Origin of the sequence: Sediminibacterium sp. KACHI17 (genome assembly GCF_040362915.1) — a bacterium.
In the GTDB taxonomy this organism is placed as follows: domain Bacteria; phylum Bacteroidota; class Bacteroidia; order Chitinophagales; family Chitinophagaceae; genus Sediminibacterium.
Map to the genome: position 1 here is coordinate 2,749,242 of NZ_AP029612.1, position 25,202 is coordinate 2,774,443.

The 25,202-nt window shown below is 40.4% G+C and carries 21 protein-coding genes; 9 read left to right on the forward strand and 12 right to left on the reverse strand.

All coding sequences use genetic code 11. The features are described 5' to 3' along the window. Nucleotides 1-40 precede the first annotated feature (40 nt). Nucleotides 41-1,819, reverse strand: a complete 1,779-nt coding sequence (locus tag ABXG83_RS12195; protein WP_353549144.1) for an ABC transporter ATP-binding protein — start codon at nt 1,817-1,819, stop codon at nt 41-43. Between the two features lie 268 nt (nt 1,820-2,087). Between ABXG83_RS12195 and ABXG83_RS12200 the strand changes: the two genes are divergently transcribed. Then, on the forward strand, nt 2,088-2,561 hold the full coding sequence (locus ABXG83_RS12200; protein WP_353549145.1) for a ribonuclease H-like YkuK family protein: 474 nt from the start codon (nt 2,088-2,090) through the stop codon (nt 2,559-2,561). Nucleotides 2,562-2,708: 147 nt separating this feature from the next. On the opposite strand, the gene yihA is transcribed toward ABXG83_RS12200, so the two are convergent. The 5 genes from yihA to gpmI all read right to left on the reverse strand — a co-directional run bounded on the left by yihA (nt 2,709) and on the right by gpmI (nt 8,218). Then, nucleotides 2,709-3,341: a ribosome biogenesis GTP-binding protein YihA/YsxC gene (yihA, locus tag ABXG83_RS12205; protein ID WP_353549146.1), complete on the reverse strand. Its 633-nt coding sequence runs from the start codon at nt 3,339-3,341 to the stop codon at nt 2,709-2,711. Nucleotides 3,342-3,416: 75 nt separating this feature from the next. After that, nucleotides 3,417-5,642 carry a TonB-dependent receptor gene (locus tag ABXG83_RS12210; RefSeq protein WP_353549147.1) on the reverse strand — a complete coding sequence of 742 codons (2,226 nt, stop codon included), beginning with the start codon at nt 5,640-5,642 and terminating at the stop codon, nt 3,417-3,419. Nucleotides 5,643-5,660: 18 nt separating this feature from the next. Next, on the reverse strand, nt 5,661-6,179 hold the full coding sequence (locus ABXG83_RS12215) for a hypothetical protein (protein WP_353549148.1): 519 nt from the start codon (nt 6,177-6,179) through the stop codon (nt 5,661-5,663). A gap of 1 nt (nt 6,180) precedes the next feature. After that, entirely contained in the window at nt 6,181-6,672 is a 492-nt protein-coding gene (locus ABXG83_RS12220; protein ID WP_353549149.1) for a heme-binding domain-containing protein, read from the reverse strand. A gap of 25 nt (nt 6,673-6,697) precedes the next feature. Next, nucleotides 6,698-8,218 carry a 2,3-bisphosphoglycerate-independent phosphoglycerate mutase gene (gene gpmI / locus ABXG83_RS12225; RefSeq protein WP_353549150.1) on the reverse strand — a complete coding sequence of 507 codons (1,521 nt, stop codon included), beginning with the start codon at nt 8,216-8,218 and terminating at the stop codon, nt 6,698-6,700. A 120-nt stretch (nt 8,219-8,338) separates the two neighbouring features. Between gpmI and ABXG83_RS12230 the strand changes: the two genes are divergently transcribed. The 4 genes from ABXG83_RS12230 to ABXG83_RS12245 all read left to right on the forward strand — a co-directional run bounded on the left by ABXG83_RS12230 (nt 8,339) and on the right by ABXG83_RS12245 (nt 11,998). After that, entirely contained in the window at nt 8,339-8,731 is a 393-nt protein-coding gene (locus tag ABXG83_RS12230; RefSeq protein ID WP_353549151.1) for a DUF4783 domain-containing protein, read from the forward strand. 92 nt (nt 8,732-8,823) lie between these two features. Then, a complete protein-coding gene (gene nadC, locus ABXG83_RS12235) occupies nt 8,824-9,687 on the forward strand; it encodes a carboxylating nicotinate-nucleotide diphosphorylase (RefSeq protein WP_353549152.1) in 864 nt (287 codons plus the stop codon). Nucleotides 9,688-9,771: 84 nt separating this feature from the next. Then, nucleotides 9,772-11,661 (forward strand): tetratricopeptide repeat-containing sensor histidine kinase, encoded by a 1,890-nt coding sequence (locus ABXG83_RS12240; RefSeq protein WP_353549153.1) that lies wholly within the window; start codon nt 9,772-9,774, stop codon nt 11,659-11,661. After that, nucleotides 11,654-11,998: a translation initiation factor gene (locus tag ABXG83_RS12245; RefSeq protein WP_353549154.1), complete on the forward strand. Its 345-nt coding sequence runs from the start codon at nt 11,654-11,656 to the stop codon at nt 11,996-11,998. Before ABXG83_RS12240 ends, ABXG83_RS12245 begins: the two co-directional genes overlap by 8 nt. Nucleotides 11,999-12,045: 47 nt before the next feature. On the opposite strand, the gene ABXG83_RS12250 is transcribed toward ABXG83_RS12245, so the two are convergent. The 6 genes from ABXG83_RS12250 to dnaB form a co-directional block, all read right to left on the reverse strand. After that, a complete protein-coding gene (locus ABXG83_RS12250; protein ID WP_353549155.1) occupies nt 12,046-12,492 on the reverse strand; it encodes a (4Fe-4S)-binding protein in 447 nt (148 codons plus the stop codon). Nucleotides 12,493-12,608: 116 nt separating this feature from the next. After that, a complete protein-coding gene (locus tag ABXG83_RS12255; protein WP_353549156.1) occupies nt 12,609-14,420 on the reverse strand; it encodes a DNA polymerase III subunit gamma/tau in 1,812 nt (603 codons plus the stop codon). Between the two features lie 123 nt (nt 14,421-14,543). Continuing rightward, on the reverse strand, nt 14,544-15,716 hold the full coding sequence (locus ABXG83_RS12260; protein ID WP_353549157.1) for a hypothetical protein: 1,173 nt from the start codon (nt 15,714-15,716) through the stop codon (nt 14,544-14,546). 75 nt (nt 15,717-15,791) lie between these two features. Then, nucleotides 15,792-17,384 carry a L,D-transpeptidase family protein gene (locus ABXG83_RS12265; protein WP_353549158.1) on the reverse strand — a complete coding sequence of 531 codons (1,593 nt, stop codon included), beginning with the start codon at nt 17,382-17,384 and terminating at the stop codon, nt 15,792-15,794. A 65-nt stretch (nt 17,385-17,449) separates the two neighbouring features. After that, a complete protein-coding gene (locus ABXG83_RS12270; protein WP_353549159.1) occupies nt 17,450-18,151 on the reverse strand; it encodes an RsmE family RNA methyltransferase in 702 nt (233 codons plus the stop codon). Between the two features lie 29 nt (nt 18,152-18,180). Continuing rightward, entirely contained in the window at nt 18,181-19,752 is a 1,572-nt protein-coding gene (gene dnaB, locus ABXG83_RS12275; protein ID WP_353549160.1) for a replicative DNA helicase, read from the reverse strand. A 512-nt stretch (nt 19,753-20,264) separates the two neighbouring features. Between dnaB and pheT the strand changes: the two genes are divergently transcribed. The 4 genes from pheT (at nt 20,265) to rny (ending at nt 25,175) form a co-directional block, all read left to right on the forward strand. Continuing rightward, nucleotides 20,265-22,685, forward strand: a complete 2,421-nt coding sequence (gene pheT / locus ABXG83_RS12280; RefSeq protein ID WP_353549161.1) for a phenylalanine--tRNA ligase subunit beta — start codon at nt 20,265-20,267, stop codon at nt 22,683-22,685. 141 nt (nt 22,686-22,826) lie between these two features. After that, complete coding sequence (locus tag ABXG83_RS12285) at nt 22,827-23,114, forward strand: hypothetical protein (protein WP_353549162.1); 288 nt, start codon at nt 22,827-22,829, stop codon at nt 23,112-23,114. A gap of 4 nt (nt 23,115-23,118) precedes the next feature. Next, a complete protein-coding gene (locus tag ABXG83_RS12290) occupies nt 23,119-23,415 on the forward strand; it encodes a cell division protein ZapA (protein WP_353549163.1) in 297 nt (98 codons plus the stop codon). Between the two features lie 194 nt (nt 23,416-23,609). Then, complete coding sequence (rny, locus tag ABXG83_RS12295) at nt 23,610-25,175, forward strand: ribonuclease Y (protein ID WP_353549164.1); 1,566 nt, start codon at nt 23,610-23,612, stop codon at nt 25,173-25,175. Nucleotides 25,176-25,202 lie beyond the last annotated feature (27 nt).

Here is a 25,202-nt window from a genome sequence, read left to right on the forward strand (position 1 = left end):
ACTTTTTCTCATTTAGTATTTCCTATTTCTTCTTTCCTGTTTAAACAGTAACTGATAAATTTTTTCTCTCACCGATTTGTTGTCTCCACATCGCATAATACAAACCTTTCTCATTGATGAGCGAGCTGTGATTGCCCGTTTCAACAACCTGACCTTTTTCCAATACATAAATACGGTCTGCATGCATGATGGTGCTTAATCGGTGTGCGATCATAACAGTGATCTGTTCTTTTTCGCTGGATATATTTCGAATGGTATTAGTGATCTCTTCTTCAGTGATACTATCCAGTGCAGATGTAGCTTCATCAAAAATCAATAGACGCGGATGTCTGAGCAGTGCTCTGGCAATGGATAAACGTTGTTTTTCTCCACCACTCAACTTCAATCCTCCTTCTCCGATCATTGTATCTAACCCTTTCTCAGCTCTTGATAACAAATTGTTACAGCTGGCTTTTGATAAGGCTTCCAGTAATTCTGCTTCTGTAGCTTCCGGATATACGAAGCTTAGATTTTCTCTGATCGTACCGGCAAATAGTTGGGTGTCTTGTGTTACAAAGCCGATCTGATTTCTCAATTCGTCGAAATTCATATCGCCACCATTCACTTGATTGTAATAGATATGCCCTTCCTGCGGGCGATACAATCCCACCAATAATTTTACCAGTGTACTTTTTCCGGAACCGGATGGACCCACAAATGCGATCGTTTCTCCTTTTTTAACATCAAATGAGATGCCATCCAAGGCCTTGTACTGTGCAGTCTGATGTTTGAATACTACCTGATCAAATGAGAGTTCTTCGATCGTGCCCACTTGTTTTGGATGATCAGGTCTTGGTTCTACTTTTTTGCCCATCAGGTTATGAAAGTTTTGTAAAGACGCTTCCGCCTCACGATAACTCATGATGATACTACCGATCTCCTGTAAAGGTCCGAAAATAAAGAAGCTATAGAACTGCAGAGAGATCAGTTGACCCACCGTCAAAACATCACGATAGATCAACCACATTAAAGTAAAAGTGATGACCTGTCTTAGAAAGTTCACCATTGTTCCCTGGATGAAACTCAATGAACGGATGCTTTTTACCTTCTTCAATTCGAGACCAAGAATTTTATAGGTATTGGTATTGAGTCGCTTTACCTCCTGATCGGTAAGCCCCAGACTTTTTACCAATTCAATATTCCTAAGACTCTCAGTAGTAGAACCTGCCAATGAGGTGGTCTCCTTCACAATATTTTTCTGGATCACTTTGATCTTCTTACTGAGCAGGTTTGTCACAAATGCGATCATCAATGCACCACCCAGATAAATAGGAACGATAGACCAGTGAAGTCTTGTAGCATAAATGGAAACAAAGACTACACTCACAATGATCCCAAACAGCACATTGATAACATAACCGATGAATTTTTCTGTATCAGAACGAACTTTGGTGAGGATGGACAATGTTTCACCACTACGTTGGTCTTCAAATTCCTGATAAGGCAAACGCATGGAATGTTTTAATCCGTCCGTAAAGATCTTAGCTCCGAATTTTTGGATGATGACATTCACCGTATAATCCTGAAAGGCTTTGGCGATTCGACTTATCATGGCAGTTCCAACCAATAATAACAACATGAACATGATGCCATTGATAAACTGACTTTCTGTACGAAAACTGCCATCCGGGTTTATTTTAGGGCTATTGGCGAACTGGTCGATGAGTTTTCCGAAGATCATCGGGTCAAAAAGCGAGAAGGTCTGATTGACACCCGCCAGCACCAAAGCCAGTACTACCAGCCATTTATAAGGTTTCAGGTAATGCAGGAGAATTTTCATGTATAAGATTTGAGTGCAATTAACCTTCAATTTCCGTACAAAAGTTGAAAATGTGACAAAGTTGCGGGAGAGGAGTCCATGGACCATGGTCCATAGTCGATAGTCCAAGGTCAATAGTTCATAGTAGGAGGAATAAAATCAATGAATTGTTATTACCATTGACTATGGTCTATCAACCATGGACTAATCCACACTTGTGAATAATAAGAAATTCTTAACTCGCTAAAGGAAAGCAGATTAATCGGTAACTTACAAAAACCTTCCACATATGCGTTGGAGAAAATTCAATGGTGAACCTATTCACCTTCCCATCAAAGAAGCCGTAGCAGAAGCTATACAACGCGAATCTGCCAATGGAACCAAACTCAAAGTATGTATCGGAACCGACAGCCAGGTAAAGGGCGATGATACCGAATTTGCAACGGTCATCGTTTTTCTACGCGAGCACAATGGTGGGTTCATGTACATTCATAATGAGAAGACCAAACAGAAATACCACATCAAAGAAAGAATGCTGGTTGAAGTAGCTAAGAGTATTGAGATCGCTTATGAACTCTGTGATCTCTTTATCGAGCATCATGTTGATATGGAAGTACACGCCGATATCAACACCAATCCGCAATTCAAAAGTAATGATGCTTTGCGTGAAGCCATGGGTTATATCCTGGGTATGGGATTTGCCTTCAAAGCTAAGCCCGAAGCCTTTGCCAGCAGTTGCTGTGCAGATAAGGTCGTGAACTGAGTTGGTTGAAGAAATAGCTAAACGGAATGATGCATTTGTTCCGTGTGAGTACTCGTCTCTCTAATCTTTGATCCTTGACTCACTTGTTTTTACGAGTGTTATCTTTTTATCGCTCATTCTTATCAAGACTTCAATCATCGAGTTGTTTTAAGAAGACTGAAATTCCTGATTGCAATGCTCAATGAATTCCAGCATTTCCTCTCTGCCTATTTTCTTTTCTGCACTTGTTACAAAATGTCTTGGCAGAAATTGCCAGCTCTCTCTAAGGGTATCAAAAAATGCTTTGATATTTCTTTCTACAACAGCCGGTTTTTCTTTGTCTGTTTTAGTGAATACCAAGGAAAATGTAACACCCCATTTGTCTAACTGACTGATGAATTCCAAATCATTTTTCTGTGGGCCATGACGACTGTCGATCAATACAAATATCTGTGTGAGATTACTTCGCTTTCTGAAATACCCTTCGATCATCTGTTCCCATCTTCTTCTGTCACTCTGAGATCTTTTGGCATAACCGTAACCGGGAAGATCTACCAGATACCATTGTTCACGAGGCCCTTTTTCGGCTGCACTGCTTTCAATGACAAAATGATTGATGAGCTGGGTTTTTCCGGGCGTGGCAGAGGTTTTGGCCAGACTTCTTTGTCCGGTGATCATATTGATCAGCGATGATTTGCCTACATTACTTCTTCCGATAAACGCATATTCAGGTTTATCCGGTTTGGGGCATTTATCGAAGGTCGGACTAGATATCAGGTAAGAAGCTTTTCGGATCTGCATACTGCAAAGTAACTAAAAGCCCGCTGATGAAAGATCAGCGGGCTTTAAAAGAATACAATCAGCTAGTGATAAGGATCAAAATTCTACTTTCAGGGAGAGGGATATATTTCTTCCCGGAGCAGAAATACCACTGGCAAAATAGCGGTAATTCTTATCGGTTAGATTTTCCAGTAACAGTACTGATTGAATGTTTTTGCTGAAATGGAAACCCGCTCTAAAATTCAATGTTAGCCAAGAGGGCATGCCATCAGCGGTTGCATATTGCAAGTTGTCTTCTCCATTGGGATTATAATTTTTCAATCTTTTCCAGCCATTGAATAAAGAATAGAACTCAGCATTCCATTGATGCTGTTGGGTTTTAATGCCGATCCTTCCATACACAGGAGGAATATGATCCAATGGGATCTTTACTTTGTTTTGATCGGTATAGCGCCCATAAGTATACGTAACAACACCGTCGATCGCAGTTCCTTTGGCAATGGTAAGAGATCCATTCAAACTAAATCCGGTAACATAAGCACTGGCTTTGTTCTGATTTGCAAAAACAGCACTTCTTACACCACTGTATAATATACTGTCTTGTCCATTGAACTTGTATTTATCTAATACAAGTGCATTTCTAAAAATGGTATAGAAGAAAGAAGCCCCTACTGAAAAAGCCCTTGTTTGTTTGGCAACACTGATCTCTCCATTATAAGTGTATTCAGGTTTGATACTGGTATTGGGCACTACTACGATTCCGGTTCTTGTATCAAAGACTTTTGAAAGATCATCTACGTTAGGAGCGCGGAAACCACTGCTTAAGATCATAGCCAGCCTGAAATTATCTTTGGTGGCATAGACCAAACCAATATTTCCGGTAACGGCTACATTATTTTGTTGTGCCTTATTGAAAGGGAAATGCATAAGTGTAGTGTCAGCAAATCGCGCATCCAGTTTTACCAGATTCAGTCTGATACCATCATTCAAAGTCCATTCATCATTGATCTTATAAGTATGTTGTGCATATAGTGCATTGGATGCCATTTTTGTAGGGCCATCTGCATACCTGGTCGTGATCCTGCTCAATGCGCCGGAAACAATGTTTCGTCTCTCAGCAGTTGAGCGAACAAAGTTCGTATAACTTTCAGCGCCTACATGAAGTTCATGTTTACCACTATAATGCTTGGCATCAAAGTTCAATCCGAATACATTGATTCTTTCCCAACGATAATCCTTGTTATTGTTGTTGAAGCGGCGTGTGATGCGGCTTTCTTCTATGTCCTGAAAGCTAGTGGTGAGTTTCAAATCTTGGAAAAAACCATCCTGCTTTGATATATTCAAATGATAAGAAGCCAGGTTACGTAATTGTGGACCATAATACCACTCTGCAAATACAGGGGCTGCAAGTGTTCCTTCACTCAATCGATCATAACGTGGCACGTCTCCAGTGTTCGAGAACTGAAAATTAAAAATGTGCTCTATTTTCTCTGATTGTTTGTATAAGAACTTTTGTAACACATCTATTTGATCATATCCGGAAGGCGTTTGCTGATTGGGGTTAGGGTTAGGAATAGCAACATCTGTATTTCCTACTCGTTGAACAATAAAAGGTTTCAACCCAAATGCAGGGTATTTACTATTTCTGTTCTTTCCTTGTTTCATATCTCCAAAAGATCCGTAGGTAACAGATGTCAATGATGCCCACTTTGTTCCTCCGATATTGAGAATGATATTGCCCCTCTGTTCATCAATAGCACTCCCATACCGTAAAGTGCTGCTTCCGGAGATCTCTGTTTTTTTACTTCCGGATAATTTCGGATTACGAGTGTACATGCTCACCACACCGCCTAATGCATCACTTCCATACAAGGTAGAGGAAGGGCCATACAATACTTCCATTCTGTCAAGGATCATATTGTCGATGGTAATGATGTTTTGTAAATGGCCGGCCCTGTATATCGCGTTGTTCATTCTGATTCCGTCAACCGTCAGTAATACACGGCTTGCCTCAAAACCACGTATCACCGGACTGCTACCACCTTGTTGACTTTTTTGAACAAATAAGGTTCCGGTATTGATCAGGATATCTCCTGTATTGGGCTGCATATTCAACGTATTCTTATCCCTGATGCTTTTTACAGTTTGCGCAACACGTCCGGATCTCTCTGCAAACTTGTTAGCATATACCGTTACCTCATTCAGTTTTACTGTTTCATCGGTAATTGAACTGCTGTCTTTTTTTTGTTGTTGTGCTTGTAGTGTTATACTAAATAATAGACATGACAATAAAGTACATGTCCATGCCATAATCATTCGCATGGATTTACTGTTTAATAATTAAGAAAATAATTCGCTAAACAGTATTTCTTGGGGAGGAGGAGTGAGTAAGTCTGGTTGAAACTGTGGTTTCCAGGAAACGATATCCGTAGGATAACAAGTGCTAAGAAGAAAACTACAATCTAATGGCTGAAAAGGCCAATCGGTTTGATCACTAATGAAACAGGATGAAAAAGACAAGAGACTACTTGCGCCTTTATTTTTACGCGTAGCCTTATCCATCAATGCGTGTAGTTGCTGTTCCTGATGATCATATAAACCTGTTACGGTGTAAGTTCCATCCGCTTCTTTACGAATAGAACTTACATCGAATAAGGTTCCGTGAATAATGATCTCTTTATTTTTTTTGTACCAGCGTAACTGCCGGATGTGAACGGTAGAGAGCTCTTTTGCTTTAAAGTCTTTTTTGATACTGATGCGAATTTGTTTTTGCTGATGATGAAACAATACAAATCCCGTCAGCGGAGATAACACCAACAATAAAAAAAAGATCGCTATACATTTACGCAGTAAAGACAACTCATTTCTTTTTTCTGATCAGACTGTCCAATGGATATTTGGCTTTCATGGTATCCATTACAGACTGCGCCCAGTTGGTAAGAACTACGCGTTCATCATTTGTTAACTTGGCATCTTTGTGCACCCATGTGTAGGAATTGAGCGGCATTTCATTTTCTTTCACTTGTTCAATTACCTCTTCCATCTTATGGTATTGTCTTCTCAGATTATAAGATGTATATGCATCAAAGTTTAAGTGTGATTTGCCTTCTTTGATATGATCATCCAGCCACCATGCTACCGGTTGTATTTTTGAGTACCATGGATACACGGTGTTATTACTATGGCAATCGTTACAGGCTTTTACCAGAATAGCATCAACGTTTTCCGGAACAGCGTATAAATTTTTAATATTACCGGAAGTGTCGGTAGATGCATTGGCCTCAGGACGTATGAATTGAATCACTACTAAAGCGATCAGTAAGACCCATAAAATTTTTTTGATGATTTTCATGATTGATAAGGGTTATTTAAAGCTATTAAATTAAGACATTTCCGGTCATATCAGCAGGAATAGGTAACTGCATGACAGTTAAAATCGTAGGAGCGATGTCACCAAGCTTTCCGGGTTTAATATTTCCTTTCCATTCTTTGTCGATAATAAAGAAAGGAACGGGGTTTAGGGTGTGAGCGGTATTTGGACTACCATCTTCATTGATCATAAAGTCAGCATTACCATGGTCTGCGGTCAAAAAGATAGTATAGCCTGATGCAAGTCCGGCAGTCACCACGCGTTTTACACAAGCATCCACTGTTTCTGCAGCTTTCATGGCGGCACTGAATACACCGGTATGTCCGACCATGTCTGTATTGGCATAATTCAAGCAAACAAAATCAGCCTCTGCTTTTTCTATTTCAGGAATCAGTTGATCTGTGATCTCTATAGCGCTCATTTCGGGTTGAAGATCATACGTGGCAACTTTGGGTGAAGGAACCATGATTCTTTTTTCACCCTCGAATGGCACTTCTCTTCCGCCACTGAAAAAGAAAGTTACATGCGGATACTTTTCAGTCTCGGCAATGCGTATCTGTGTTTTCCCTTGGGCTTCCAATACTTCACCAAGGGTATTTGTCAGATTATCATTTTCAAAGATCACATTTACTTTTTTGAACTTCTGGTCGTACTGTGTCATCGTAGTATAATACAACTCAAGTGGCTGCATACCATGTTCCGGGAAAGCTTGTTGTGTCAGTACTTCTGTGATTTCTCTGCAACGATCAGTCCGAAAATTAAAACAGATCACTGCATCTCCTTCTTTGATGGTAGCAATGGGTTGATGCTGTTCATTGGTGATAACAGTGGGCAGAATGAATTCATCTGTAGTACCTTTTTCGTAAGCTTGTTCAATAGCAGCTATGGCACTAGAAGCTGTTGGACCGTTAGCATGTACCAAACAATCATAAGCCAGTTTGACCCTTTCCCATCTTTTATCTCTGTCCATAGCATAATACCTCCCACTAACGGAAGCGATGGTACCTGCAGAATGTTTGAGATGTGCTTCCAGCTCTTTCACAAAACCGAGTCCGCTTTTGGGGTCTGTATCTCTGCCATCAGTGAATACATGGATGAATACTTCTGTCAGTTCATTTTTTTGACAGAGATCACAAATAGCTTTTAAATGATCGATATGAGAATGTACACCGCCATCACTCACAAGTCCAATAAGGTGTAAAGCCTTTTTATGATTCTTTGCATAGGAAAGTGTTTCCAAAAAATTAGCATTGCCAGCCAATTCTCCGGTTTTTACGGCTACATTGATGCGTTGGAGTTCTTGATACACAATTCTACCTGCTCCCAAATTAAGGTGACCCACCTCACTGTTGCCCATTTGTCCTTCGGGGAGACCCACATCTTCACCACAAGTGATCAAGGTAGTATTTGGGTATTGATTATATAAAGAAGATACAAATGGAACATTCGCCTGTTGAATGGCATCCGAAGTTGGTATTTTACCTAAACCCCACCCGTCCATGATTACCAGAATAACTTTTTTATTCATATTATAAAATGATATGGTTTATTAATTGCTGATTAGGCATTAACTTTAGCAGGCAACCTGCTTGCATTCAAAGTTGGCATGTTTTTGGCAAATTATAAGAGTGAATACAAAATAAACTGTATGAAAACATTTTTTCTGACTGTGGGATTGGCATTCTTGGCCATGTCTTTTGTGATACAGGAGAATAGTCTGGATCAGATCGTGAATGCATTTAAAAAGGCTGATACAGAAGAAATTGGTCAATCTTTTGATGACTATGTAGACATTAAATTTTTGGATAAAGATGAGATCAAGAATATCAGTAGGAATCAAGCATCTATTGCGCTAAGGACCTTTTTTTCTGATTTGAAGATCACTGGCTTCGAAAAAGTGTCTACTCGCGATCTTGGAACTACCACTTACTTGGCAGGAAAGCTGCTTACCTCCGATAAGAACAGCAAAGGATATAATATCACGGTTTTGATAAAACAACAATCGGGGAAATTCCGGATTATTTCACTTCGTATCAGTTAATATAATTTGCCTACTGATCAGCCCGTTGTTCTAAGTAAGACAACGGGTTGATTATTTCAAGAGGGTCTACGAATATATTTTAGCTTTACAATATGAATCATTTTGATGAACAGTTACAACTATTGGTAACAGCTGCGCTGAAAGAAGATATTGGTGAAGGAGATCACTCCACTTTAAGTTGTATTCCTTCGGATCAAAAAGGAAAAGCAGTTTTAAAGATCAAGCAGAATGGTATATTGGCGGGTGTAGCGATCGCTGAGAAAATATTCAATATGCAAGATCCCGCTGCTATCATCAAAGTATATAAACATGATGGTGAAATCATGCATGATGGCGAAATAGCATTTGAAGTAACCGCTGCTATTCATACCATCCTTTCCTGTGAAAGACTGGTGCTCAATTGTATGCAACGAATGAGCGGTATAGCAACTTTAACCCGTCAATATACCGACTTACTAAAGGGCTATCATACGCGATTACTGGATACCCGTAAGACCACTCCAAACTTCCGCTTATTGGAAAAAGAAGCGGTAAGAATTGGTGGAGGTGTCAATCATCGTTTTGGACTGTATGATATGATCATGTTAAAAGATAATCATATTGATTATGCAGGAGGTATTATTGAGGCGATCGATAAAGCACATGCTTATGTAACTCAATATCATCCCCATTTGAAAATTGAAGTAGAGACCAGGACATTGGCAGATGTGGAATTGGTTTGTGCTAAAGCCATGGGCAAAGTATTCAGGGTCATGTTAGATAATTTTACCCCTGCACAGGTAAAAGAGGCGGTAGCATTGATCAATGGTCGTTTTGAAACAGAAGCGAGCGGTGGTATCAATCTACAGAATATTGTATCGTATGCAGCTTCCCATGTTGATTATGTAAGTGTAGGCGGACTCATTCATCAGGCACAAAGCTTGGACCTAAGTCTGAAAGCAGTAATTGTTGGATAAGCTAGTTGGAAAATAAATAGGTTTGAACTATCTTGTTCATTATCAAATGACTATATCGAGGTCAATATGCCTTCTTTCCCCATGATGAGAAAATTACTGCCGGTATTATTCCTTTCATTCCTCTGTGGGATCATCAATGCTCAAACGCCAAAGGCTGATTCTCTGATTCGTATATCTAAAACAATTGGAAAGGATAGTAATTATGTGAGTTTGTTGAATCAGATCGCAGAAGAGTTATCTGATAAAGATGCGGATCGTTCTCTTGATTTTGCAACCAAAGCAAAAGAGCAAGCAGCAAAGATCAAAGACTTACGTGGACTGGGGAATGCGCTGAATAATATGGGCTGGGCTTATTATCGTAAAGGTGATTACTCAAAGGGATTCGATTATGCGCTTCAGGCACTTCATATCAATGATTCATTACAATATCTCCCTCAACTAGCGATATCGTATCGAAATGTGGGTGCTATCTATAACTCTCAAGCCAAGTACAGAGAGTCGATGGATTATTTTCATAAAGAAATGAATATCCATGCTCAGTTGAATAATTCTTTAGGGGTGGGTAGAAGCCTGAATAATATTGCATTCTCTGCACATCGTGGTAAGATCAAAGACTCAGCACTTATTTTCGGACATACAGCTTTAGAACATAATTCCAAACTAGGGGATCAGTATCTTATTGCTTTTAGTTTACGAACACTCGGGGATGTGTATTTTGATGAAGGCTCTGTTGATCGCTCTATTGATTATTTCCTGGCTTCTTTGACGGCTGCAAGAGCCGCGAAAAGTAATTTCATCATTGAAACCTCACTCTATCGACTCGGAAAAGCGTACCAGGAAAAAAAACAATGGAAAGAGTCTGTCGCATATCTGCAGGAAGCGATCGCTGTATCGAAAATACTTGGGGCAAAAGGAGAGCAGGCAACCATACAAAAACTATTGGCTCTCTCTTATGCGCAGATCGGTGATTATAAAAAAGCGTATGAATCACAAGCTGTTCATATTGCATTGAATGATACACTTTTTGAGGAAAGAAGTCGTGCCAGATTTGCCCAGATGCAGGTTGCCTTCGAAACTGAAAAGAAACAGGCTGAGATCAATCTTTTAAAGAAAGAAGATGAAGCCCAGAATGAAAAGATCAGAGACCAGCGTTTATATACCTTTTTGTTACTGGTTGTGGTGGGTCTTGTTATGGCTCTCTGGCTGGTCTCATGGAGAAGAAATCAGTTCAAACAAGTTGCCAATAAACAGTTGCGATCACAGAAAGCAGCACTGGAAGAAGCTTCTTATCAGAAAGACAAAATATTTTCCATTCTTTCTCATGATCTAAGGATGCCGATCTCATCATTAAGTGGTGTGTTGCAGCTATTGGATAAGCAAAGTTTATCTGAAGAAGCTTTTGCAAAGATCAAACATGCGCTGGGAAAGCAGATCACTTCACTAAATACCACACTGGATAATTTACTGTTATGGTCACGTAATCAGATGGAAGGGGTAACAGATGTTCAGGCAAGTGTATGTGCTTTATATGATATCATAGAGAATAATCGTCTTCTGCTTACGAGTGCTGCAAATCAAAAGAGAATTGTCATACATAATGATGTATCTGTTATGGCAAAAGCTTATGCAGATGTACATCATGTAGATATCATTGTGCGAAATCTTTTGCTGAATGCAATTAAATTCACGGAAGAAGGAGGTAGTATCACCGTTCAATGTCGTGAACAGGATCATGAGATGATACTGGATATCATTGACACAGGTATTGGTATGACCGATGATCAGATCGGAAAACTATTCAAGATCAATACACATTTTACGACCTCGGGTACCAAGAATGAAAAGGGGGCCGGACTAGGTTTATTATTGTGTAAAGAATTTGTAGAGGCGAATCATGGAAAATTATCTGTGAAAAGTGAACCTGGTAATGGTTCTCAGTTTTCCGTTACTTTGCCAAAATCTAAGTATGTCTAAGAAGTTCAAATCTGACAGCAACGGTTTTATTTTTAGTACAGATCCGAATTTTCAATTTCAGCCTGAGCAGCAAGAAGAAGCGGATACAATGGCTCCTGCCCAACAGTTGCTACGCATTTTATTGGATAAGAAACAACGTGCCGGCAAATCGGTGACCCTTGTTACCGGCTTTATTGGTAAAACGGATGATCTGGAACAGCTGGGGAAACAGCTTAAAAACTTTTGCGGAACCGGTGGTTCGGTCAAAGACGGTGAAGTGATCATACAAGGCGATCAAAGAGATAAAGTACTGCAATGGCTGTTAAAGAATGGGTATGCCAAAAGCAAAAAAATATAGAACAGTAGCATGATGAATAATGAATAACCAATTTGGATATTCATTATTTATTTCGCTTCAAAGCCTACTTTCCTATGGGTTCCGTCGCAATAGGGTTTATTTGAAGATTGTCCGCAGCGACATAATGCTGTGGTTCCTTGTTTGATTTCTTTTCTTCCATCACTGTGTGTGATCTCACAATCGGTTGTGATCAGTATCGGGCCATTCGGTTTGATCTCAATGTTCATGATACTTGCTGATGCTGATTGAACATCTTGTTCATTGCTGTTTTCACCTGAAGCATTCATAAAATAACTCAATGCGCCACTCGGACATTTTTTTACTTGTTCAATAATAGCATCGGTAGTGGCAGCTTCCATATTCACCCAGGGTTTTTTTGCGGGGTCAAATACTTCTCTTAGCTGCGTCCAACAAATCCTGCTATGGATACAGGTATCCGGTTTCCATACAACAGTTACCTCATTATTGGTGTATTTGAAAGTGGATTTAGGCATGGAATTTTCTTAGTAAGTTACATAAAAAGATAATACTGGTTGGCTTTAAAAATCAAGCTGCAGGCTACAAGTAAAAACGTTGCTATTTGCTATTAACTAGGTGCTATTGGCTAGCATCAATAATCTATCTCAAGCTTCAATCGATCCCTGAGTTCCCGAATGAGTGGATATTGTTCAGCAATGCGTTCAAATTTTTGCTTACTGTTGAGTTTCAGATGTATAGGAACATCTTCACGCTCTGTGGCTTCTACCAGCACATTAAAAGTAATAGCTCTGTTATTGAAGGCTGTATGCAGGAAATCGATCAGCATCATTCTTTCCTGTTCTACAAATTTCTGTGCAGTGAGTGCAGGAACGGTCACAGAGAAATGAATATCATCTTCTATCTGTAGTTGTGCGATTTTAAAGGTTCCTACCGAAGAATGTTTTTGTTGTTGTTCCAGTTTCTGAGTGTATTCATTCCAGCAGCGGGTAAGTTTTTCAAGATTGAGGACCTCAGCTTCTTTTACTTCTTCGATCGCATACTGATCACCAACTTTTTCTCTCAATGCATCAAGCAAGCTTTTTTTAGGTCCGCCGGTATTTGTTGCAGCCGGTTTAACAGCTGGTCGAGTGATTGGAGTTGACTGTGTCGTATTTGTTTGCGCAGTTGGCGTTGGTGCCACCGTCTTAGGCGAAACTTTCTTTTCTTCCTGGATCAATAATTTCGGTGCAGCCTGCTCTGCGCTTGTTCTTACCTGTAAGGATGAAACGGCCTTTGTTCGAAATGCTATTGGACCATCAAGTCGTTTTTTTTTAATGACTTGTCCGTTTTCAGAAGACAACTCGATGGCTTGTTGGAGGAAGTTCAGTTTAATGATAGCAAGTTCTACATGCAATCGTTTATTGCGGGCCATTTTAAACTGGATCTCTGCTTCATTCAGAATATTGAGTGAGCTTACCAAATATGAAAGACTGGTGCTGGCAGCTGTTTGAATGTATTTGTCCTGTAATCCTTCTACCACATCCAGTAGGGCAGCTGATTTAGGGTCTTTACACACGAGTAGATTTCGAATAAACTCTGCAAATCCATTCAATACCATATCTCCTTCAAAACCTTTGCGGTTGATCTCATCATACAACATCATGGCTGCGGCCATGTCTTGTTTTTGTAAGGATTCGAGCAGACGGAAATAATAATCTTCATCCAGAATATTCAAATGTTCCAGTGTATTCTGGTAGGTGAGGGTGCCATTGGTAAAACTTACGATCTTATCCAAGATACTCAGTGAGTCACGCATACAGCCTTCGCTTTTCTGAGCGATGACTTGTAGTGCGGCTTTCTCTGCATTGATCGATTCTTTTTCTACGATCTCTTGAAGGTGTTCAACCGTATCGTTATTGGTAATTCTTTTAAAATCAAAAATCTGACAACGACTCAATATGGTTGGAAGAATTTTGTGTTTTTCCGTAGTTGCTAAAATAAAAATTGCATAGGAGGGAGGTTCTTCCAGCGTTTTCAAGAAAGCATTGAAGGCACTGGCACTAAGCATATGTACCTCATCCACGATATAAACCTTGTATTTACCGGCCTGAGGAGCAAAACGAACTTGTTCTACCAGTGTTCGGATATCTTCTACCGAGTTATTGCTTGCAGCATCCAGCTCATGGATATTCAACGATGTACCTGCATCAAAAGAAACGCAACTATTACAAGTGTTACAGGCTTCTCCGTCAGGTGTTGGATTGGTACAATTGATCGTTTTGGCCAGAATACGGGCACAAGTCGTTTTTCCTACGCCTCTTGGCCCACAAAATAAAAAAGCATGGGCCAGTTGGTTATTCTTGATCGCATTTTTGAGTGTGGTTGTGATATGCGACTGACCCACCACAGTACTAAAATTCTGAGGTCTATACTTACGCGCCGAAACGATGAATTTATTGTCCATATCAGTGGTGCAATATAAGGAGAAGCCGTTAGCTATAAGCCGCAAGCGTCAAGCTGCAAACAGAATGTGTAAAAAAAGTTATCGACCTTGTGGCCGGTAGTTTGCTGCTTGCAGCTTTTCTAGTTATTTGTATTCCATCTCCGGATGCCTTTCAAAAGCTTTGTTTTGATCAAAAAGGTATCTGAAAGTAACCATTCGTCGACTTTGTGAGCCGCCCAGGCTTTTGTAAATGTTCAACATTTTAGGGTTCCAGTCTCCGGCCCATCCCATTTCATATTCGAAATACCATCCTTTATTTTGGATCAGTAAACCACATTCATAGATTAAGAAACTATCGATACCCAAAGCCTGGTATTTGGGAACAACCCCAAATGCCAATCCGGTCAATCGTTTACAAACACCTGTATATTTCATCCACAAAAGATGAAGCTTTTGTAGGATGCCAAATTTTCCGTTGAAATGCTTGAAGTACTGATTGATATCCGGGATATTGATGAACATGGCAATCGGTTCATCTTTGTAATAAGCAAACCATACAACCCGTTCGTCCATGATCGGTTTCATGGTTTTGAATAATTTGATCACTTGTTCTTTTGTGATCTCTTTATTTTCTCCATGTTGTGCCCAGGCAGCATTGTAGACGGTAGCAAAATCACCCGCATATTTCTCCAGTTCCGATAATTTCACATGCTTTGCCTCATAACCGGGTTTTCCTTTGAATTTCGCATGTCTCTCGGGAAAACGTGGAGGTAATGGATCATCTACCTTCATCGAATAATAATACTGATTATAGTAGTTCTGGAATCCATATCCTGTAAAGAGTGATTCATAATAATCAGGATTGAAAGACATGCCATACATGGGCTCTTTGTCAAAACCTTCTACCATCAATCCCCACCATTTATCTCGGTCGCCATAGTTGATAGGACCATCCATGGCTTCCATACCTTGTTCTTGCAGCCATTGTTTAGCAGTATCAAATAAAAGATTTGCGGTAGCCTGATCATTGATACAGTCAAAAAAACCAATACCACCGGTAGGGAAATCTGTTCCTTTATTGATGTATTTAGAACTTGTGAATGCAGCAATACGACCCACTACTTCTCCATCATCCGTTTCAGCGATCCATCTTTTGGCAGTACCATATTTGAACTGTTTATTTTTTTCAGGATCAAATACAGCTTCCACCTCATTATCTAGAGGTCTGATATATGCAGGGTTATGTTGGTTGAGCCTAGCACTTACTTCCAGGAATTCTTTCTTAGTAGCAGCATCATTTACTTCAATCAAATGCATGGTCGCGGGTTTACAACAAAGGTAAGAAAGTAGTTTAAGTCCTTCCGTTAGTAATTCTAACGATTCGAATGATCTTTATGATCTGAATAATTTTTTAGCCATTTTTTCGTCGTGCTTGTAAATATCTTTTCTAAAATTCAATTCTCCATTTTTATCAACCCAGGCGGTGAAGTATACAATGAATACAGGCACGGCCTTTTTTAAGGCTACCCACTTCTCTTTTTTCAAATGCATGGCGCTGTCGATCTTACGATCATTCCAGCTACTGTCATTTCGCAAAAGATAGGCAGCCATTTTTTTGGGTTCTGCAATGCGAATACACCCGTGACTGAAACTTCTACTCGATTGCGAAAATAAATTTCTGTTGGGGGTGTCATGAAAATAAATATTATAGTTATTCGGGAAGAGAAATTTAACCAATCCAAGTGAGTTGCCCGGACCCGGGTTTTGTCTGATCACAGGTACTTTTCCCTGTTTTACGATCTCCATATTTTGTTTGTTGAGATATTCCGGATTTTTCTTCATTGCAGGAAGTATCTCTCCGGTGACAATACTTTCAGGTACATTCCAATAAGGACTAAACACCACATATTGAAGTTTGTCAGTGAAAATAACGGTATTATTCGCAGCAGTACCTACAATAACATTGATATCAAATTGAAGTTGCCCACTATCGTACACATGCATTTTATATTCCGGAATATTCACCAAAATATAATTGGTATCTTTTTCGGGAGGCATCCATCTTAAACGTTCAAGATTGATAAGAATTTGACGCAGTCTTTGCTTGAACGGTACATTTAATTCTGTGATCATCTTATTGCCAATCACGCCGTCGACAGTCAATCCCATTCTTTGCTGGTATTTTTTTGTGGCAATAACAAGGGCTGTATCAAATAAAGGGCTTTCGGTATTTTCATTCAGGTCACCGATGAGTTGTAAATGTTTTTTGATCTGTAAAATAATAGCAGAGGAGTCTCCCTTGCGTAATGATTTTTCCAATGATGGAATGGAAACATATGTCTCTTGCTTAGCCAAAGAAGAATAACGTTCTACATATTGCTGTAATTTCTTGTATTGCTCATTTTGTGGAGCATAGGCTTCTTCATTTTTATGAAGGATCGCGGAATCCAATAACGCATGCAGGTCTATTTTTTTTCGAGGGATGAACCAGCCTAGTTCAGCAACATCGATATCACTTCCTTTATATACTTTGGCTGCATAACGGAAAAACTGTCCTGTCAGCAGCAATTCAGCCTTTAATACCAATGAGTCTGCCGGTTTATTTTTTTTGCCGGATGCGATCAGGTCATTCAGCAGTTGTTCCATTTCAGGATGATATAAACTGCTGTCTTCAAAACTCCTGATATAATTCAATTGTAGGTTTCTGAAGTTGGATGCTTGTTCTGATAGTCCACTGCTATCAAACCATGCATAAGCATAGTTTCGATCCTTATAAAAATCATTGAATTGTTGTGAATAATCCTGATAAGTAGCATTGTTCTTCAGGAACTGATCGAGTTCGAGACTGTCCATGAACAGATCATTGAAGGAAGTTGCAGCCGTGATCGAAGTATCTCTGAAAACAGGTTTTCTACTCCTGCCATTCTTACAAGATTGTATCAGTAATAAAGAAAGTATGCAATAAAAAAAGAAATGCCTGCTCATGTAATGAATTTACAAAAGGAAGTGGTCTCCGGGATGTTCTTCGAGTAGTTTTTTAGAATAATTTTCTATTGTATCGATAAGAAAGTGCTGGCCACTATAGCGGCGGTTTCTGTTCGTAAGCGTGTATCGCCCAGCGATACCGGCTGGTAACCTTGATCCAGTGCTAACTTGATTTCCTCAGGCGTAAAATCGCCTTCGGGGCCAATCAGCATGATGACTGATTCAGAAGCCGGTATAGATTGAATAGGCGTTTTCTTATCTTCTTCACAGTGTGCGATCAATTTTTTCATTGCATAATGATCCTGCACCAGTGTCTGGAATTTTATGGGCTCGTGTAAAATAGGTAGCCAGCTTTGCTGACTTTGCAACATGGCCGAAATCAGGATCTGCTGCATCCTGTCGAAACGGAAACGGGTATGTTCGGTTCTTGTACAGATGAGTGGAATGATTTCTGTGACACCCACTTCGGTTGCCTTCTCCAAAAACCATTCAAAGCGACTGGCATTTTTAAGTAATGAAACAGCAATGATCGTTTTTTTCTTAGCGGGTGGTTGTTGTTGTTCAGACTCGATATTGACGGTACAATGTTTTTTATCCTCGTGCGCTATGCGTGCGGTGTATAATCCGCCTCTGCCATTGGTAAGCTGTAATCTTTCGCCGGCTCTCATTCTTAGTACCTGAATACAATGTTTGCTTGTTTCTTCACTCAGTTCGAATAAAGAAGCAGATGCAGCAACTGTTGATTCATAAAAAAAAGGTAAAGCCATGAAGACAAAGATTATTCAACATTCACCAATTAAAAAGGAACATCGTTATCAAAACCTTCATCAAAATCTCCTCCATTCATTTTACTTCCTTTTTGGATAAAGAGTTTACCTCCATCAGGTTCAGTGTTTGAATTGGATAATGTTCCCGGAGGTAATGGTCTGTAATTGCCACCTCCCAAAAACTTGGAATCATCACCGGCTACCTCAAATTTCTGGATAGCAAGGTTTGCTTTGAGTATGATATTTTCAAGAGAACCATTTCTATGTTTGGCTATACGTATATGGGTTTCACCTTTAGTGCTTTCACCCATTTCGTTGCTGTTTACCTCATAGTATTCAGGGCGATAGATGAACATTACCATATCAGCATCCTGTTCAATGGCACCCGATTCACGAAGATCGCTCAGCTGTGGAATCTTGCTTTCCTTTCTGGTTTCTACGGCACGACTCAACTGGCTCAATGCAATGATCGGAATACTCAATTCTTTCGCTAGTGCTTTTAAACTTCGTGAAATGGTACTGATCTCTTGTTCACGGTTAGAGTTTCTGTCTGCACTGCCACTCATCAGCTGCAAGTAATCTATGATGATCAAGCCGACATTGTACTTGTTCACCATTCTTCTGGCCTTAGCCCTGAATTCGAAAATATTTAATGCTGCAGTGTCGTCAATATAGAGCGGCGCGTTTTCTAAAGCTTTGATGCCTTTATGTAGGAGCTGTTCATATTCATGATCTTCCAGTTTACCGCGTGATATTTTCTCCAATGGTATTTCACTCTCGGCACTAAGAATACGTTGAACCAATTGTGATGCACTCATCTCCAAACTGAAGAAACCCACACCAACTGGCTTAACCTTATTCAGTGCTGCATTTCGCGCAAGGTTCAATGCGAATGCGGTTTTACCTACTGAAGGTCTTGCTGCAAGGATGATCAAATCGGTAGGTTGCCATCCATAGGTTACACGATCCAATGTTGAGAATCCACTAGGCACACCTGATACATCTTCTGTTTTGGTACGCAGTTCATCAATTCTATTGAGTGTTTTAGCCAAGACGTTGCCAACATCTTCAAAATTCTTTTTCAGATAATTGTTTGTGATATTGAACATCTTGGTCTCACTATCATCCAACAGATCAAAAACATCTGTACTGTCTTCATAGGCATCGCCAATGATCTCGCCACTGATGCGAATGAGTTCACGCTGAATGAACTTCTGTAAAACGATGCGGGCATGTGCATCAATATTGGCTGTAGAAACAACAGAGTTGGTGAGTTTGGTAACATAATAAGGGCCGCCAACAAGATCCAATTGTTCTTTCATTTTCAATTCTTCAACAACAGTAAGAATGTCGATTGGCATACTCTTCTGTTGCAAGCTTTGCATCGCTTTGAAAATGAGCTGGTGCGCTTCTACGTAAAAACATTCGGGTTTTACAATTTCAGTAACGGTATCAAAAGCACTTTTCTCCAGCATAATAGCGCCGAGTACCGCTTCCTCTAATTCTTTGGCCTGAGGGGGTACTTTTCCATATACCATTGTGCTAAGATCAATTGCTGGTTTTCTTCTCTTGCGGTCTTTATTCAGGCTGGTCAGATCCATGGTTCTTTGTTGGTGGTTAGTAAGTTTCCTATTTCCGTCCTAAGTCATTTCCTGTATTATGGAATTGTTACCTCGGCAGTTAGGGGGAGCGAATATGGGGTAGAAATTTGTCTTACTAAAATTTTTTTCGGGCATTTTTCATCCACATCAATTCACAGTTCCACGCAGTTTATTCACCGCTCTATTCACACAAATTACTAAGGTTATCCCCCAAAATCAAAAGTTTTCCGACCAAACACACTGGAAATGCACAAAACCCTGTGTACAAAGAAATTTCTAAAAAAGAGGGTTGGAGAGGGAGGAAAATCGTAACTGAACTATCGGTTAGCCGCAAGCTTCAAGCTACAGGCTTCAAGTGAAGCAGATCTGACTATCGACTAATTGTTATCAAAAATGAGGTGTTGTACTTGAAAATTTGAGATCTAAATCTTTTGCACCAAAGCTTGTAGCCTGTAGCTTGTGGCTTGCAGCTTATTATCCTTACTTTTACACCCCGAAAAGAGCAACCGAATATGACCATTAGTTACAACTGGCTGAGTGAATATCTCCCTAAAACCATTGAACCGGAGGCATTGTCTAAAATTTTGACTTCTATTGGATTGGAAGTGGAGAGCCTAGAAGCATATGAAAGTATCAAAGGCGGATTAAAAGGATTGGTAATTGGTGAAGTACTGACCTGTGAGCAACATCCCAATGCTGATAAATTAAAGATCACAACTGTAAATATTGGCGGAGAAACGCCTTTGCAGATCGTTTGTGGCGCCGCTAATGTGGCAGCCGGACAAAAAGTAATCGTTGCTACCGTTGGTACAACCATTTATCCGATCAATGGAGACCCTTTGACCATGCGGGTTGCCAAGATTCGCGGAGTTGAAAGTCAGGGTATGATTTGTGCCGAAGATGAGATCGGCGTAGGTACCAGTCATGACGGCATCATGGTATTATCTGCCGATTTGGTTCCCGGTACTCCTGCAGCTACCTTGTTTACACCCTATAATGATTGGATTTATGAGATCGGGCTTACGCCTAACCGTATGGATGCGATGAGTCATTTGGGTGTTGCGAAAGATGTATGTGCTTATCTCACACATCATGAACAGGAAGCAAAGCCTGTTTTTCCTTATAGTCATTCATTCAAAACAGATTCCAAAGACCTGTCTATAAAAGTATCCGTAGAAAATCAGGAAGCTTGTCCCAGGTATGCGGGAGTGAGTATTTCAGGGGTTACCGTGAAAGAATCACCGGCTTGGCTGAAGAATCGTTTGCTTGCTATCGGGCAAAGACCGATCAATAACATTGTTGATATCACGAACTATATTTTGCATGAGACCGGTCAACCGCTTCATGCTTTTGATGCGGATGCGATCAAAGGCGGGGAAGTGATCGTGAAAAATCTATCTGAGAATAGCAGTTTTGTTACACTGGATGAAAAAGAACGAAAATTATCTGCCGAAGATCTCATGATCTGTAATGGAGCCGGTGAAGGAATGTGTATTGCCGGTGTTTTTGGTGGTGTCAAAAGTGGAGTTACAGCTACCACTACAAAAATATTCCTGGAGAGTGCATGGTTTCATCCAATTACCATTCGCAAAACTTCATTACGTCACGGATTAAGAACTGAAGCGGCCACACGTTTTGAAAAAGGAGTGGATATATCCGGTTGCGTACAAGTGTTACAACGAGCTGCTTTACTGATAAAAGAAGTAGCAGGCGGAACTATTACCAGCGAAGTTGTAGACATATATCCTTCCCCAAAAGCCAAAACGGAAGTAGCGGTCAAGTATCATTATATTAAAAAATTAAGCGGTAAGAATTATCACCCTGATAAAGTGAAAAGGATCCTTACTGCATTAGGTTTTGAAGTGATCAAAGAGGATATTGATGAACTGAAAGTTGCAGTACCCTATAATAAACCCGATATCAGTATTCCCGCAGATATTGTTGAAGAGATCATTCGAATTGACGGATTGGATAACATCGAGATCCCCACTTCGATCACGATCAGTCCGGCTGTTGCAACATCTGGTGTGAAGGAAGCATTGAAAGATAAAGTTGCAGGCTATCTGGTTGGACTCGGGTTTGTTGAAATACTCACCAATTCGATTACCAATAGCAAATATTTTTCAGAAGAAGTGTTGGCAGGTTCGGTGAAGATGTTGAATAATCTGAGTGTAGAGCTGGATGTTTTACGTCCCACCATGTTGGAAACAGGACTTGAGACCGTTGCTTATAACTTGAATCGTCGAAACCTGCATTTGCAGTTGTTTGAATTTGGAAAAGTATATGCAACCGATGGCATCGGTCAGTATCGTGAAGAGGAACGTTTATGCATTTATCTGACCGGACAAGCACATGAAGCAGGATGGAGGGGCAAACCGGGTATTTTCGATATTTATCATGGTAAAGGAATAGCACAAGCCATTATTCAATTGACAGGATTGGAGGGTATGCATTTTCAGTCATCAGCCGACAATGCATCGGTTCTTGAAATATATGTTGGAAAGCAGCAATTAGGAATCGTAACGGAGGTTGATAAAAAGAAAGCAGCAGCATTTGATATCAAACAAACCGTAGTATTTGTTGAGCTCAATTACCTGTCACTTGTACAATTGGTATCCAAACAAAAGATCACTTACAAAGAGGTCAATAAGTTTCCGACCATGCAGCGTGATCTGGCACTAGTGGTCAATCGAAACACGACTTATGGTGAGATTGAGACAGTGGTGCAGAAACTTAAGATACCCCGTTTAACAGATACCCGTTTATTTGATGTATTTGAAAGTGACAAACTGGGGGCAGGAAAAAAATCGATGGCCATCAGTTTTACTTTCACTGATGAAGAAAAAACACTAACCGATAAAGAAGCTGACAGCATGGTATCCAAGCTGATTCAGGCTTTGGAGAAGGAAGTGGGGGCGGAAATCAGAAAGTAGTGATGCTAATAGCGAATAGTTTATGACTAATAGAAAAACATGATTCTTACTATTTGCTATGACCCATAGGCCATAAGCTAAGGTGCAAAACAAGTGCACTAAAAATGTTGTAACCCCTAAAATTGAAACTATCTTAGAGAGATGTTAGATCTTGATCTGCACATAAAAAACATTCAAGAAAAGCTACAGCAATTGTTGCGTAACCAGCAAGTGTTGGTCAAGGAGAACCAACGGCTGGTGAAAGAATTGGAAAAAAGCAAACAATTGCTACTGGAAAAAGAAGAAACGGTAGCGATGCTTCGTCAACAGCTGGATGCATTGAAAATCGGCACTACCGCTCAATCTCCGGAAGAAAAGGCATTGTTGGAAAAGCGGATCAATGGCTATCTCAAAGAAATCGATAAATGTTTGGCGCTGTTAAACACCTAATCCCATGTCTGAATTAATTCCTGTCAATATTGTCATCGCTGATCGTAATTACCGGCTCCGTATTGAACCGAAGGACGAGGAAATGGTCCGTAAAACAGCGGGATTGATCAACGATAAGATCACAGAATTCAAAGCTAATCTGGCTGGTAAAGACATGCAAGATTATGTTTCGATGGTTCTACTTTGGTTCGCTACAGAACAAAACCAAAGTGGGATAGAACTGGTGAAATGGCAGGAAGCCTCCCAAAAATTGGCGGCTCTTGAGCGTCAATTGGACCGGGCGCTGGAAGAAGGGGCTTGATTAGTCCATAGACCATCGTCCATGGTTCATTGACCATGGTCCATCGACCATAAGCCATGGACTATTCTAAACAGATTTCACTTTTCTTCTACGTATTTAATTATCTTCGCTTCTATCCATTTACTCATTATGGTAAATTGTGATGTGTTATTGTGAATCAATGATTTTGAATTATTTAAAAAACGAACTACAACATGGACCAGACGCTAGTCTTGATCATAGCCGCAGCTGTGGCACTCATTGCGGGATTGATAGCAGGTAAATTCATCTTCGCTAAGAATACCCAAAAGCAAGTCGACGAAGCCAATTTACAGGCACAAAACATTCTGAAAGAAGCGGAGCTCAGAGCTGAAACCATTAAAAAGGAAAAACAGCTGGAAGCCAAAGAACGCTTTGTACAGTTGAAAGCAGAGCATGAGCGCGAAGTGAATGAACGCAACCGTAAGATCAGTGAATCAGAGAATCGTGCGAAGCAAAAAGAGATCTCGATCAATCAAAAAGAAACTGCCTTAGACAAGCAGATTAAAGAGAATGAAGCGATCAAGGAAAACTTGAATCGTCAGATCGAAGTGGTGAACCTCAAACGTACCGAGTTAGAAAAACATCAGGAAGAGCATATCCGTCGATTAGAAAAAATTGCCGGACTCAGTGCAGAAGAGGCAAGAGCACAGTTGGTAGAGAGTCTTCGTCAGGAAGCTCAAACCCGAGCGCTTACCTTACAGCAGGAGATCATTGAAGATGCCAAACAAAAGGCCAATAAAGAAGCACGTAAGATCGTCATTCAAACCATTCAGCGTACTGCAGCTGAGCAAACAATTGAAAACACAGTAACTGTCTTCAATCTGGAAACAGATGAGATCAAAGGACAGATCATTGGTAGAGAAGGAAGAAATATCCGTGCTATCGAAGCAGCAACAGGTGTAGACCTGATTGTGGATGATACACCGGAAGCGATCATCCTGTCATCATTCGATCCATTGAGAAGAGAGATCGCACGATTGAGTTTGCAGCGATTGGTTGCAGACGGAAGAATTCACCCAGCTCGTATTGAAGAAGTGGTAGAAAAAACCCGACGTCAGTTAGAAGAGCAGGTGATGGAGATCGGCGAGCGTACAGTGATAGAAATGGGTATCCACGGATTGCATAAAGAACTGATTCGTATTGTTGGAAAGATGAGATTCCGTTCTTCATACGGACAGAACTTATTGATGCATAGTCGTGAAACTGCTAATCTCTGCGGTATTATGGCGGCAGAATTGGGTATGAATCCAAAGTTGGCGAAGCGTGCGGGACTGTTGCACGATATTGGAAAAGTTCCGGATGAAGAAACTGAATTGAGCCACGCATTGTTGGGTGCGAAGCTAGCTGAGAAATATGGTGAAAATCCGGCCGTAGTAAATGCCATTGGCGCCCACCATGATGAAATGGAAATGCTCTATGTGATCTCTCCGATCGTACAGGCTTGTGATGCGATCAGCGGCGCTCGTCCGGGTGCACGTCGTGAGATCATGCAACAATATTTACAGCGGATCAAGGACCTGGAAAACCTTGCGCTTGCATACCAAGGAGTTGAAAAAGCCTATGCAATTCAAGCCGGAAGAGAATTACGTGTGATCGTAGAAGCAGAAAAAGTAACGGATGGAGATAGCGATAAACTCAGCTTCGAAATTGCCCAAAAAATTCAAACCGAAATGACCTACCCTGGTCAAATCAAAGTCACTGTAATACGAGAGAAGAGAGCGGTGAATGTAGCCAGATAAGCTATGAGCTTGGGGGCCACAGGCCGC

What these genes read in the sequence shown, in the direction of transcription:
- ABXG83_RS12195 (WP_353549144.1), bottom strand. Translation starts at nt 1,819, where the DNA reads ATGAAAATTCTCCTGCATTACCTGAAACCTTATAAATGGCTGGTAGTA.
- ABXG83_RS12200 (WP_353549145.1), top strand. Translation starts at nt 2,088, where the DNA reads ATGCGTTGGAGAAAATTCAATGGTGAACCTATTCACCTTCCCATCAAA.
- yihA (WP_353549146.1), bottom strand. Translation starts at nt 3,341, where the DNA reads ATGCAGATCCGAAAAGCTTCTTACCTGATATCTAGTCCGACCTTCGAT.
- ABXG83_RS12210 (WP_353549147.1), bottom strand. Translation starts at nt 5,642, where the DNA reads ATGCGAATGATTATGGCATGGACATGTACTTTATTGTCATGTCTATTA.
- ABXG83_RS12220 (WP_353549149.1), bottom strand. Translation starts at nt 6,672, where the DNA reads ATGAAAATCATCAAAAAAATTTTATGGGTCTTACTGATCGCTTTAGTA.
- gpmI (WP_353549150.1), bottom strand. Translation starts at nt 8,218, where the DNA reads ATGAATAAAAAAGTTATTCTGGTAATCATGGACGGGTGGGGTTTAGGT.
- ABXG83_RS12230 (WP_353549151.1), top strand. Translation starts at nt 8,339, where the DNA reads ATGAAAACATTTTTTCTGACTGTGGGATTGGCATTCTTGGCCATGTCT.
- nadC (WP_353549152.1), top strand. Translation starts at nt 8,824, where the DNA reads ATGAATCATTTTGATGAACAGTTACAACTATTGGTAACAGCTGCGCTG.
- ABXG83_RS12240 (WP_353549153.1), top strand. Translation starts at nt 9,772, where the DNA reads ATGAGAAAATTACTGCCGGTATTATTCCTTTCATTCCTCTGTGGGATC.
- ABXG83_RS12245 (WP_353549154.1), top strand. Translation starts at nt 11,654, where the DNA reads ATGTCTAAGAAGTTCAAATCTGACAGCAACGGTTTTATTTTTAGTACA.
- ABXG83_RS12250 (WP_353549155.1), bottom strand. Translation starts at nt 12,492, where the DNA reads ATGCCTAAATCCACTTTCAAATACACCAATAATGAGGTAACTGTTGTA.
- ABXG83_RS12255 (WP_353549156.1), bottom strand. Translation starts at nt 14,420, where the DNA reads ATGGACAATAAATTCATCGTTTCGGCGCGTAAGTATAGACCTCAGAAT.
- ABXG83_RS12260 (WP_353549157.1), bottom strand. Translation starts at nt 15,716, where the DNA reads ATGCATTTGATTGAAGTAAATGATGCTGCTACTAAGAAAGAATTCCTG.
- ABXG83_RS12265 (WP_353549158.1), bottom strand. Translation starts at nt 17,384, where the DNA reads ATGAGCAGGCATTTCTTTTTTTATTGCATACTTTCTTTATTACTGATA.
- ABXG83_RS12270 (WP_353549159.1), bottom strand. Translation starts at nt 18,151, where the DNA reads ATGGCTTTACCTTTTTTTTATGAATCAACAGTTGCTGCATCTGCTTCT.
- dnaB (WP_353549160.1), bottom strand. Translation starts at nt 19,752, where the DNA reads ATGGATCTGACCAGCCTGAATAAAGACCGCAAGAGAAGAAAACCAGCA.
- pheT (WP_353549161.1), top strand. Translation starts at nt 20,265, where the DNA reads ATGACCATTAGTTACAACTGGCTGAGTGAATATCTCCCTAAAACCATT.
- ABXG83_RS12285 (WP_353549162.1), top strand. Translation starts at nt 22,827, where the DNA reads ATGTTAGATCTTGATCTGCACATAAAAAACATTCAAGAAAAGCTACAG.
- ABXG83_RS12290 (WP_353549163.1), top strand. Translation starts at nt 23,119, where the DNA reads ATGTCTGAATTAATTCCTGTCAATATTGTCATCGCTGATCGTAATTAC.
- rny (WP_353549164.1), top strand. Translation starts at nt 23,610, where the DNA reads ATGGACCAGACGCTAGTCTTGATCATAGCCGCAGCTGTGGCACTCATT.